The following is an 11,605-nucleotide window of genomic DNA, read 5'->3' as shown; positions in this document are numbered from 1 at the left end:
TTTATGTAAGCGGCGCATTACCATCAGTTATGCATCGCCAGGGGCCGGTGCCCTGCGGGGTGCCGCTCACATCTTCTTGACCAGAGGGCATTCGCTCTCCGACAGCGGCCGGAAGGCGCGGTCGGCGGGAACGCTGCGGACCAGCTTGTAATAATCCCAGGGCGCCTTGGACTCGGCCGGGGTCTTGACCTGGAACAGAGACATGTCGCGCAGCACCCGGCCGTCCTCGCGCACAGTGCCGTTCTTCGTCATGAAGTCGTTCACCGGCGTCGCCTTCATCGTCTTCATGACGGTGGGGGCGGCGTCGGTTCCGGCTGCCTTGATCGCCTTCAGATAATGGCTGACCGCACCGTAGACGCCGGCCTGGTAGAAGGTCGGCATCGCCTTGCGCTTCTCGAAAAAGCGCTTGGAGAAGGCGCGCGTGTCGTCATTCATGTCCCAGTAGAAGGGCGTCGTCAGCATGATGCCCTGCGTCGATGGCAGGCCCAGCGCGTGGACCTCGCTGATGGCGAGCAGCAGCGCCACGATGTTCTTGCCGGATTGGCCGAGTCCGAATTCCGCCGCCTGCTTGATGGCGTTCTGGGTGTCGGCCCCGGCGGTGGCGAGCGCCACGACCTTGGCCGGCGACGCTTGGGCCTGGAGCAGGAAGGAAGAGAAGTCGGCATTGTTGGCCGGCATCCTGACGCTTCCCAGCACCTTGCCCTTCTGGCTTTCGACGACGGCGCCGGTGTCGCGCTCCAGCGCATGGCCGAAGGCATAATCGGAGGTCAGGAAGTACCAGCTGTCCAATCCCGAGGCCACCACCGCCTCGCCGGTCACATGGGCCAGCGCATAGGTGTCGTATGTCCAGTGGATGCCGTTCGGCGTGCAGGCCTTGCCGGTCAGGTCGGAGCTGGCCGGCGAGGAGAAGATGGCGACGCGGTTCGCCTCCTTGGTGATCTGCTGCACCGCCAGCGCCACGGCGGAGTTCGGCACATCGATGATGGCGTCGACCTGATCGACGTCGTACCAGCGCCGCGCCGTCGAGGCACCGACGTCGGCCTTGTTCTGGTGGTCGGCGAAGATCAGTTCGATGGGCGTGCCGCCGATAGCGCCGCCGAAATCCTCCACCGCCATCTGCGCCGCGGTGATCGAACCCTGCCCGGTGCTGTCGGACAGCTGGCCCGACAGATCGGTCAGGATTCCGATTTTGATCTTGCCGTCGCTGTAGGCCGCGCCTTGGGCAAGCGCCGGTTGGGGCAAGGTCTGGGCGAGCAGGCAGGCGGCGACGGCCGCCGTCACGGCGTAACGGTTCATGATGTCCTCCCGAAGGTTCTTTATTGAGTGCTCAGCCGGCGTCCCTGGACGCGGCGGCATGCTGGGCGGCCAACCGCCCGAACACGGCGCCGCGCAGGACCGAGGTCGAGCCGGTATAGACCTGGTGGTAGAGGCCCACCGTCTCGCCCGCCGCATAGAGTCCCGGCATCGGCCGCCCGTTGCCGTCCAGCACGCGGGCGTCGGAATCCACCTTCAGCCCGCCGAAGGTGAAGCAGTTGGCGGATACGATGGGGAAGGCGCGGAACGGCCCCTTGACCAGCGGGCGCGCCCAGTTGGTCTTGGCCGGGCTCAGCCCGGTGGTCGCCAGCCCGTCCACCCGCGTCGGGTCGAAGCGGGCGGCGTCGGCCGGACAGGCGGCGTTGTAGGCGGCGACCGTCGCCATCGTGGCCTCCCGCGGCAGGCCCAGCTTCTCGGCCAGGGCGTCGAGGGTGGGCGCCTCGATGGCCGGCACGTCGCTGCGGATGCTGGTGCGCCAGCGCGGGATGTCCTCGACCTGATCGTCGAACAGGACATAGGCGATCCCGTCCGGCTGGTCGGCGACGATGCGGGTGATGTGGTCGTAGGTCGCGTCGGCGGTTCCCGGCGCCTCGTCGAGGAAGCGCTCGCCGCGCTTGTTGACCAGCACGCCATAGGGCCAGATGAAGATCACCGCTTCCGGCTGGCGGGAGCGGGGGTCGACCGGCTCGGCATGGTAGGAGCCGAAATCGCCGGCCGGCGCCGCCCCGGCGTCGAGCGCCATGCGGATGCCCTCGCCGCGGTTGTAGTAGCCGCCGCGCGCCACCGGCCGCACATGCTTGGCACGCTGGCCCATGTAGCGGGTCATCATCTCCGGATTGCCCTGATAGCCGCCGGAGGCCAGGATCGTCGAACGGCCGCGGATGGCGACGCGCAGTCCGTCCGTCCCGGTAGCGTGAACGCCGCCGATACGGCCCTCCTCGTCACGCAACAGACCGAGCGCCGTGGTGCGGTAGAGCACGCGGGCACCGAGCGCCTTCGCCTCGGCCATCAGGCGCTCGATCATGGCAAGGCCGCCGCCCTGCGCCGCGATGCGCTGGGTGTTCTGGGTCAGCAGATAGATCGGCTGCGGTTCGAAACGCAGGCCGAAGCCCTTCAGCCAGGCGATGGTCGGCGGCACCCGCTCGGCGAAGCGGGAGATCACCTCCGGATCGGGAAAGGGGTGGGCCTTCACATAGTCCGGCCAATGCTCGTAGGGCTCGGCGGCGGCGGCCAGCACGTTGGGGTCAATGTTCAGCCCGGCGTTGGCGGCGAAATGCTCCTCGAAATCGTCGGCGATCTCGGAATCGTTCTTCATCCGCATATAGGCTTCGGTCCAGCGCGAGTTACCGCCGAAATCCTCCTCGGGCGCCCGCTCCAACAGGGTGACCGACAGGCCGGCCTGCAGCGCCGTCACCGCCGCCGAGAGCCCGGCGATGCCGCAGCCGACGATGACCAGATCGCTGATGGCCAGATCGCTGATGGCGTAGTCAGACATCCGTGTTTCCTCCGTCATTTGATTGATCTCCCGATCTGTCCCGCATTATCCCGCGAGGCGTTTCCGGTCGCTGTCGGGTTCGCTGTCGGCCACGACGATTCCGGCCTCCGTCAGTTGCTCGATCGCCGCCGGACCGTAGCCGAGTTCGGCCAGCACCGCGCGCGTGTCCTGCCCGACGCGCGGCGGATCGCGGCGGATGGCCAGGTCGGCGTCCGCCACATGGATCGGCAGCCGCGGCAGGGCGGTCCGCACCCCGTTGGGCAGGGTGGTCGGCATCAGCCCGCCGGTCGCCTGCAGGTGCGGGTCGTCGAACAGATCCTCCGGCCGGGCGATGGGCGCGAAGGGAATGCGGGCGCGCTCGCACACCGACACGGCCTCCTCCATCGACAGGCCGCCGAACAGGGCGGTCAGCAGCGGCAGCAGGCGCGGCCGGGCGGCGATGCGGTCGTTGTTGGTGCGGAATTCCGGATCGTCGCGCAGGTCCGGCCGGTCGATGACGGCGCAGAAGCGCTCCCAATGGCTGTCGGTGGTGATGCCGACGAAGATCGGCCGCCCGTCGGCGGTGCGGAAGGTCTCGTAGACCGCCCAGGCCGACACGCGCTCCGGCATCGGCGGGATCGGCCCGTCCGACTGGGCGGCGTAGCAGAGATGCTGCCCCATCAGGAACACCGTGGTCTCGAACAGGGCGGTTTCGATGGCCTGGCCCTTGCCGGTCCGCTCACGCTCGCGCAATGCCACCAGGATGGCGATGACCGCGAACATGCCGCCGGTGATGTCCACGACCGAGGTGCCGGCCCGCAGCGGCCGGCCGCTCGGCCCGGTCATGTAGGCGAGCCCTGTCATCATCTGCACCACCTCGTCGAGCGCGAGGCGGCCGGCATAGGGGCCGTCGAGGAATCCCTTCAGGCTGGCATAGATCAGGCGCGGGTTGACGCGGGTGAGCGCGTCGGCACCCAGCCCCAGCCGCTCCATCGTGCCTGGGGCGAAATTCTCCACCAGCACATCGGCCTCTGCAACGAGACGGCGTGCGATGTCGCGGCCTTCCTGCGTCTTCAGGTCGACCGCCAAGGAGCGCTTGTTGCGGTTGAAATAGCCGAAATAGCCGGTGCCGAAGCCCTTCAGATGGCGGGTCGGCTCGCCGTTGGGCACCGGTTCGATCTTCACCACGTCGGCGCCGAGGTCGGCGAGGATCATCGCGCAGGACGGCCCCATCACCGTGTGGCCGAAATCGAGGATTTTGACGCCGGCCAGGGGAAGCGGCTTGTCGGGGGATCGGGCGGGGGACTGGTCGGTCATGCGCCGTCTCCTGGAACAGGGCGCGGCGACGCTCCGTCGTAGCGGTAGGGGATGGACGGCGGCATCGGTCCCTTGATGCGGCCGCCCTGCTGCGACTGCTCCCAGGCATGCGCCAGGATGCCGACCGAGCGCGACAGCACGAACAGCCCGCGCCCCAGCCCGGCCGGGAAGCCGAGTTCGGCGAACACCACGGCGGTGGCTCCGTCGATGTTCATCGGCAGCCGCCTGCCCTTGCGCGAGGCAAGGGCATCCTCCACCGCACGGCCGATGGCGGCAGCCTCTCCCGTCACGGCGCCCTCCCCCTTCGCCGTCTCCACCAGGGCCAGCAGCCGGCCGGCGCGCGGGTCGACGGGATGGAAGCGGTGGCCGAAGCCCGGGATATGCTCGCGCCGCTCCAGCCGGCCGGCGATCTCGCTCTCCGCCGCCACGGCCGCGGGCATGCCTTCGGCCATGCGTGCGGCGACGGCGGCGTACAGCTCCATGCATTGCTGGCCCGCGCCGCCATGGACGTCGCCCAGCGCGTTGATGCCGGAGGCCATGGCGTTGTTCAGCCCGACGCCGCAGGTGGCGGCCATGCGGGCCGTGGCGATGGACGGCGCCTGCGGCCCGTGGTCCACCGCCGCCACCAGCGCGGCACCCAGCAGCCGGCCCTGCGCCTCTGACGGCAATTCGCCGCGGAGCATCAGCCAGACCATGTCGGGAAAGCCGATCGTGCCGATCAGTTCCTCGATGGCGTAGCCGCGCACCCGGATGGAACCCGGATGGATGTCGATGATCGACGTCCGCCACCAGCCGGCGGCGGTATCGATGGTCGCTTCGGACATGGGAATGCTCCCGGGGCAATGCCCCTGCAGGCCCGGCCTCAGCCGAGCACGAAGGGGTTGGCGCGGTTGGGCTTGGTGGTGATCCAGACGCTCTTGGTCTGGAGATATTCCTTGATCGCCTCCACTCCCCCCTCGCGGCCGAGACCGGAGCGCTTGTAGCCGCCGAAGGGCGTGGTGAAGCTGGTCGAGCGGTAGTTGTTCACCCACACCGTCCCGGCGCGCAGCCGGTCGACGCAATGCATCGCGCGGTGCAGGTCGCGCGTCCACACGCCGGCCGCCAAACCGAACTCGACGTCGTTGGCGATGTGCAGCGCATCGTCCTCGTCCTCGAAGGGGATGACACAGAGGACCGGGCCGAACACCTCCTCCTGGGCGATGCGCATGTCGTTGCGCACCTGCGTGAAGATGGTCGGCGCCACGAACTGCCCCTGGCCGTAATCCGGCCCCGACAGGGCATGGCCACCGAGAGCGCAGACCGCCCCCTCCGCCTTCGCCATGTCGATCATCCGCAGGATCTTCTCCCATTGCGGACGGGTGGCGATGGGGCCGATCTGCGTCTCCATCGACGACGGGTCGCCGATGCGGGCCTCGCCGGCCGCCGCGACCAGCTTCCCGACGAAGGCGTCGTGGATGGTCTTCTGCACCAGCAGGCGCGAACCGGCCATGCAGGTCTGGCCCGAGGCGCCGAACACGCCGGAGATGGCCCCCTTCACCGCCTGGTCGAGGTCGGCGTCGTCGAAGACGATGTTCGGCGACTTGCCGCCCAGTTCCAGCGTCACCTTCTTCAGGCCCGGCGCCGCGGCCTCGTTGACGCGCTGGCCGCCGATGTCACCGCCGGTGAAGGCGACCTTGGCGGTCAGGCGGTGGCGGACCAGCGGCTCGCCCACCTCGCCGCCGAAACCGGTGACGACATTGACGACGCCGCGCGGGAATCCCGCCTCATGCGCCAGCTTCGCCAGCTCCAGGATGGAGGCGGAGGTGTATTCCGACGGCTTGATGACGATGGTGTTCCCGGCCGCCAGCGCCGGGGCCATCTTCCAGGTGGTCAGCGCCAGCGGCGAGTTCCACGGCGTGATGGCGACGACGACGCCGAGCGGCTCGTACTTCACATAGTTGAAGACGTCGGCCTTGTTGATCGGCACGACGGCGCCCTGAACCTTGTCGGCGAGGCCGGCATAGTAATGGAACCACTGGGCGACGTTCCGCACCTGTCCGCTGACCTCGGCCATCAGCTTGCCGTTGTCGCGCTGCTCGATGGCGCCCAGCCGGTCGACGTTGCTCTCGATCAGTTCGGCCAGCCGGCGCAGCAGGGCGCCGCGCTGGGTCGCGGTCAGCCCGGCCCATTCCGGCGACAGGAAGGCACGGTGCGCCGCTTCGACCGCAAGGTCGGCATCGCCTTGGGTGCCGCGCGGGATCTCCGCCCAGGCCAGCCCCGAAAAGGGCTCCGTCGTTTCGAACCACTCGTTGGAAACCGGATCGCACCAGTCCCCATCGATGAACAGCTTGTAGCGTTCCACCCTTCGCCTCGCAAAAGTTCTGTTAGATAGAACCATGTTTCATCTAAGAGAACATACGCATGCTAAATGCGTCAAGTCCGAACCGTTTGCCTCCCCACTTTTCCGGCCTGTGCCTTGCGCCGGCCATCCTTGACGTCCGATGGTGGTGTCGGGGAAAAATGCGCGCCCAGGCTGCCAATGGCCCAGGCTGCCAATGGCCCAGGCTGCCAATGAAGGATGCGAGATGACCGACGCGAAGCCGAACACGACCACCGCATCCGCCGGCGGGGTGGAGTCCGTCGACCGGGCGCTGAGCATCGTCGGCTGCTTCCAGGCGGGCGATCACGCGCTGAGTTTGACGGAGATCGCAGCACGGACCGGCCTTTATAAGAGCACCATCCTGCGGCTGACCGTGTCGCTGGAGAAGGCCGGCTATCTCGTCCGCCATCAGGACAAATCCTATCGGCTCGGCCCGGAGTTGATGCGGCTGGGAGGGCTCTACCAGCGTTCGCTGCGGCTGGAGGACCATGTCCGGCCGGTGCTGCGCCGCTTGATGCGCGAGAGCGGGGAAAGCGCGTCCTTCTTCCGGCGCGAAGGGGCTTGGCGCATCTGCGCATTCCGCGAGGATTCCACGCAGGCGATCCGCGACCATGTCCACGAAGGCGACCGCCTGCCCCTGGATCGGGGGGCGGCCGGCCATGTGCTCACGCGCTTCGCCGGGACGGTATCGGCGGCCGACTTTGCCGCCCTGCCCCTGCTCTCTTTCGGCGAACGCGAGTCCGAAACCGGGGCCGCCGCCGTGCCGGTCTTTTCCCAGCGGGAAGGGCTGATCGGCGCCCTTACCCTATCGGGCCCGCTGACCCGTTTCACCGAGGAGCGTGTGACGGTGATGGCGCGCCTGCTGCTGGCTGCCGGCCACCGGCTGTCGGAGACTCTGGGTGGGCATTATCCAAATTGAAATTTCGTCAGGAAGAACCCGCTCTTCAAGACGACGGGTCGAGTCGCTTCATCGTCTTGCGGCAATGGATCAGCGCGTCGCGAATCATGAAGTTGACCAGCGTCGGCGATACGCCGAGACTGGCCGCGATGTCCTTCTGGCTGTGGCCATGGATCCGGTGCATCTCGAAGGCATAGCGGGTCCGCTCCGGCAGATCGGCCAAGGCGAATTCGAGCGTCTGTAGAAATTGGCGGTTTACGCTCACGCTTTCCGGCGATGCTGCGTCCGGCGTGCTTACCGCCTGCCCTTCCTCTTCCGCTGCGAGCAGGCGTGACTCCATGCCCTTCCGGCGGTAATGATCGATGGCCAGGTTGCGGACGACCATCATAAGGTAGCCCGCCTTGGCCCGGATGGAACTGGTCGACTCTGCTCCCAACAGCTTCAGAAAGGCATCCTGGACGACATCTTCGGCATGGTGACGACAGCCGGTGATCCGCTCGGCTATGCCGACCAACGAGCGCCGGTGCGTGGTGAAGACGTCGCACAGGGTCTGGCTTTCGACGGATCCTACCTGTCGCATGGAGATCTCCTTGCAGAGGGAAGCGGTAGCGGGACTGCAATCCCTATGGCTTGACAAGCTGCCGCAAGTTAATGCAACTGACAATCATTTGCAAACAGGGAAATAGCAGAATTTCCCTGCGCGGTTTCCAGCGTGCGTTGTAGGGGCTTTGGATGACCGATCGTCTCGCAGGGCTCCGCCCGACCATACGGCGCCACGGTGCCGGACGCAGGGCGCCTGCGCTCGGCTGGCTGACGGTCTTCTGGGTCGCGGGCGGCTGGACGGTGTTGCCGGGCTTGCCGGCTCATGCCCTTTCGACCTCCACCGATCCGGCTCCCGCTCCAACCGATATCGATCGGCCGGCAGTGCAGGAGATGCTGCTGGAGATCCCTGCCCTCCCCCTTCGGGAGTCGCTGACCAGCTTCGGCCGCCAGACCGGCCTGCAGATTCTCTACAGCCCCGACGTCTTGTCCGACCAGCGGTCGCGGGCACTGTCGGGACGAATGGACCCGGCGGTCGCCCTTTCCATTCTGCTGAGCGGAACCGACCTCGCCTTCGAGATGCGGGACCGGATGGTGACGATCGGCCGGCTGCAGGAGAATCCCGGCTTTCTTCCGGGTCTGACGGTGGAAGGCCGCACACCGTCGGCAGGCGCGCCGCGGATCCCCGGCCAGAGCCGCAGCGCCGGCAAAGCCGCAACCCCTGTCGAGGATCTGCCGCAAGGGCTTTCCATCGTCACACGGGAAGATCTGGACCAGCGCGACGCCCAGGACATCAACAGTGCCCTCGCCTACAGCGCCGGGGTCCGCCCCATCGACTATCCCGGTGGCCAGGGCGCCATCGACGTCTTCGTGCGCGGCTTCCGCCAAAGCTCGGAATCCGTCATGATTGACGGGCTGCGAAGCGGCTACAACCCTTATGGACTTGAGTACGAGCCTTTCGGTGTGGAGCGGGTGGAGGTGCTGAAGGGCCCGGCCTCCACGCTCTACGGGGCAATGCCGCCCGGCGGAGCCATCGCATTGGTCAGCAAGCGCCCGACCGACAGCCCGCTCCATCGGCTCCAGTTGCAGGGCGGCAGCCATGACCGGCGGCAGGTCACGGCCGACCTCAGCGACCGGCTCGATGCCGAGGGGACGCTTCGCTACCGCCTGACGATGCTGTCACGGCGAAGCGGCACACAGGTAGATCGGACGCCGGACGACCGGCTCTATGTCGCGCCCGCCCTGTCCTGGTCCACCGGCGATCGAACCGACATCACGCTGCTCGCCAGCTATCTCGATTTCCGCAAGATGGGTGCGGAGCAGAGTTTTCCGGCATCGGGAACCGTGCTGGACAATCCCTATGGCCGCCTGGGCTCAAGCCTGTTTTTGGGCTATCCGGGATTGAGTTCCTACCGCTCGCGCACCCTGTCGGCCGGCTACGACATCCGGCATGCCCTGGCCGGGGACTGGACGCTGAATCAAACCTTGCGCTACAGCCGCAGCCGCGTCGGCTATCTGTCGAGCTGGGCGTCGTCGGGCTTGCTGGAGGCGGACCGCTACTATCGTTTCGGGCTGCAGGACCGGCCCAAGACCAGTTCGACCCTGCTGGTGGATACCAACCTGCAAGGCAACGCCAATACCGGCCCGCTTCGTCACAGCCTGCTGGCCGGGATCGACCATGGCCGCTACCGGGCGCACGAGACGCGGCGGAACGGCACGGTGGCCGACGCGCTCGACGTCTTCGATCCCGTCTATGGCGGCGCCTATGGCTGGGACACGACGCTTGCCCGCGACCTGACCGACAGCATCCGCCAGACCGGCCTCTATGCCCAGGACCAGATCGCCGCCGGCAACTGGCGGCTGACGCTCGGCGGACGGCTGGACTGGAGCAGCACCGGGGCGGTCGGCCGTCTGTCGGACGGTCCGCTGGTGGAGACGACCCAGTTCGACCGGGCCTTCACCAAACGCATCGGGCTGGCCTACCGGTTCGAAGGCGGCCTGACGCCCTATGCCGGCTATTCGACCTCCTTCCAGCCGAACAGCGACAGCGACGTGCAGGGCCGTCCCTTCTCGCCGAGCCGGGGGACACAGCTGGAAACCGGTCTGCGCTACCGGCCCAAGGGCTTCGACGGACTCTTCACCCTGTCGCTGTTCCGTGCCGTCCAACGCAACCTCACCACCGCCGACCCGGACAATCCCGGCTACTCCGTCCAAACCGGGGAAGTGCGGTCGCGCGGCGTCGAGCTGGAGGCGAAGGCGGCGCTCGGAACCGGCACCGATCTGACGGCGGCCTACAGCTACACCGACGCGCAGGTCACCCGCGACAGCCCCTACCCCGGCGGGACCGACAAGACAGGAAAGCGCGTGGCCTCGGTTCCCCGCCACGCCGCCGCGGTCTGGCTGCGGCGGCATATCGACGAGGGAGCGGCCGGCGGCCTGACCGCCGGCATCGGGGTGCGCTATGTCGGTGCAACCTTCAATGCCGCGAACAGCGTGCGCGTCCCCTCCTACATGCTGGCCGATGTCAGCCTGGGTTACGATCTGGGGCGGCTCGGCCCGGCGCTCGACGGCGCCGCCCTCACCTTGACGGCGACCAACCTGTTCGACCGCCGCTATTTCTCGCCGGGTTTCTATGACAACTCCGTCTTCTACGGAAACCGCCGGATGGTGCTGGCGACCCTGTCCTACAGCTGGTGACGACGGTCAGCCGGACGCTCCCAGATACCGGACCAAGGCATCGGCGATGAGATCCTGCGCCTCCTCCGCCTCGTCCACCAGGGCGCCCATCCGCAGGAAGTCGTGGGTCATGCCGGCATGGACCCGCACATCGATGTCCACGCCGGCCGCCGCCAGCTTGCGCCCGAATGCGATCCCCTCATCGACCAGAGGATCGCATTCGGCCAGCACGAGCAGTACCGGCGCCAGGGATGACGCGACACCGGGCGGAAGCTCCGCCAGCAATGGCGAGAAGCGCCCGTCCCGCCGGTCGGCCTCCTCGCGGGAATACTGGCGATAGAACCAGTCCAGCGTCGCCCGCTCCAGCAGATGCCCTTCGCCATAGCGGTGCAGCGAAGCGGTATCGGCGGTGGCATCGGTCACCGGATAGATCAGCACCTGGAGCCGCGGGCGCGGCAGGCCGGGATCGGTGGCGGCCCGCAGGCTGATCGCCGCCGCCAGGCTGCCGCCGACGCTGTCGCCCCCCACCGCCAGCCGGCCACTGTCGAGCCCCAGACCGGCGCCGGTCCTGCCAAGCCAGTCCAGCGCATCCAGCGCATCGTCGAAGGCCGTGGGAAAGCGGTGCTCCGGGGCCAGCCGGTAGCCCACCGAGAGGACCGCAACCCCGCTCTTCGACGCGATCGCCCGGCAAAGCCCGTCATGGGACTCCAGGCTACCGACGACATAGCCGCCGCCATGGAAGAAGAGCAGCACCGGTGCCGGCACCGCAGCGGCCGGGTCCGCGGCATAGAGGCGGGCCGGCAGGACGGCGCCGTCGCGGGCCGGGATGGACAGGTCCTCCACCCGCCCGACCGGCTCGCCGCCGGGATCCATCATGCGGGAGGTCCGCTCGAAGGCCAGCCGGGCCTCCGCCGGCGGCAGGGCGTGCATCGGTTTCACCCTGCCATCCTCCCGTCCACCCGCAGCGAGCGCGAGGAAGGCGGCGATATCGGGGTTCACAGGCATCGATTGGTGCTCCCGGTCCGGA

General features: G+C 67.9%; 9 protein-coding genes. 2 read left to right on the top strand and 7 right to left on the bottom strand.

Annotation, left to right across the window (positions count from 1 at the left end):
* Positions 1 to 66 precede the first annotated feature (66 nt).
* From AL072_RS22380 to AL072_RS22360, 5 genes are read right to left on the bottom strand one after another with little or no spacing between them, the layout of a single operon-like run.
* The gene (locus AL072_RS22380; protein WP_045584383.1) at positions 67 to 1,296 is read right to left on the bottom strand and encodes an ABC transporter substrate-binding protein; all 1,230 of its coding nucleotides are present in this window, start codon (positions 1,294 to 1,296) and stop codon (positions 67 to 69) included.
* A 31-nt stretch (positions 1,297 to 1,327) separates the two neighbouring features.
* Positions 1,328 to 2,809: an FAD-dependent oxidoreductase gene (locus AL072_RS22375; RefSeq protein ID WP_045584382.1), complete on the bottom strand. Its 1,482-nt coding sequence runs from the start codon at positions 2,807 to 2,809 to the stop codon at positions 1,328 to 1,330.
* Between the two features lie 45 nt (positions 2,810 to 2,854).
* Positions 2,855 to 4,105, bottom strand: coding sequence for a CaiB/BaiF CoA transferase family protein (locus AL072_RS22370; protein WP_045584381.1), 1,251 nt, complete (start codon positions 4,103 to 4,105; stop codon positions 2,855 to 2,857).
* Complete coding sequence (locus tag AL072_RS22365; protein WP_045584380.1) at positions 4,102 to 4,929, bottom strand: citryl-CoA lyase; 828 nt, start codon at positions 4,927 to 4,929, stop codon at positions 4,102 to 4,104. Before AL072_RS22365 ends, AL072_RS22370 begins: the two co-directional genes overlap by 4 nt.
* A gap of 38 nt (positions 4,930 to 4,967) precedes the next feature.
* A complete protein-coding gene (locus tag AL072_RS22360; protein ID WP_045584379.1) occupies positions 4,968 to 6,446 on the bottom strand; it encodes an aldehyde dehydrogenase in 1,479 nt (492 codons plus the stop codon).
* A gap of 223 nt (positions 6,447 to 6,669) precedes the next feature.
* Between AL072_RS22360 and AL072_RS22355 the strand changes: the two genes are divergently transcribed.
* The gene (locus AL072_RS22355; RefSeq protein ID WP_045584680.1) at positions 6,670 to 7,383 is read left to right on the top strand and encodes an IclR family transcriptional regulator; all 714 of its coding nucleotides are present in this window, start codon (positions 6,670 to 6,672) and stop codon (positions 7,381 to 7,383) included.
* Positions 7,384 to 7,408: 25 nt separating this feature from the next.
* On the opposite strand, the gene AL072_RS22350 is transcribed toward AL072_RS22355, so the two are convergent.
* On the bottom strand, positions 7,409 to 7,942 hold the full coding sequence (locus tag AL072_RS22350; protein ID WP_045584378.1) for an RNA polymerase factor sigma-70: 534 nt from the start codon (positions 7,940 to 7,942) through the stop codon (positions 7,409 to 7,411).
* A 152-nt stretch (positions 7,943 to 8,094) separates the two neighbouring features.
* On the opposite strand from AL072_RS22350, the gene AL072_RS22345 reads away from it, so the two are divergent.
* Positions 8,095 to 10,599 (top strand): TonB-dependent siderophore receptor, encoded by a 2,505-nt coding sequence (locus AL072_RS22345; protein ID WP_082109202.1) that lies wholly within the window; start codon positions 8,095 to 8,097, stop codon positions 10,597 to 10,599.
* Positions 10,600 to 10,605: 6 nt separating this feature from the next.
* Here AL072_RS22345 and AL072_RS22340 read toward each other — a convergent pair whose 3' ends face one another.
* On the bottom strand, positions 10,606 to 11,583 hold the full coding sequence (locus AL072_RS22340; RefSeq protein ID WP_045584377.1) for an alpha/beta hydrolase: 978 nt from the start codon (positions 11,581 to 11,583) through the stop codon (positions 10,606 to 10,608).
* Positions 11,584 to 11,605: the final 22 nt, after the last annotated feature.

The organism is Azospirillum thiophilum (assembly GCF_001305595.1).
Taxonomy (GTDB): domain Bacteria; phylum Pseudomonadota; class Alphaproteobacteria; order Azospirillales; family Azospirillaceae; genus Azospirillum; species Azospirillum thiophilum.
The sequence above is the reverse complement of the archived record's forward strand: the minus strand, read 5'-3'. Positions and strand labels throughout refer to the sequence as shown.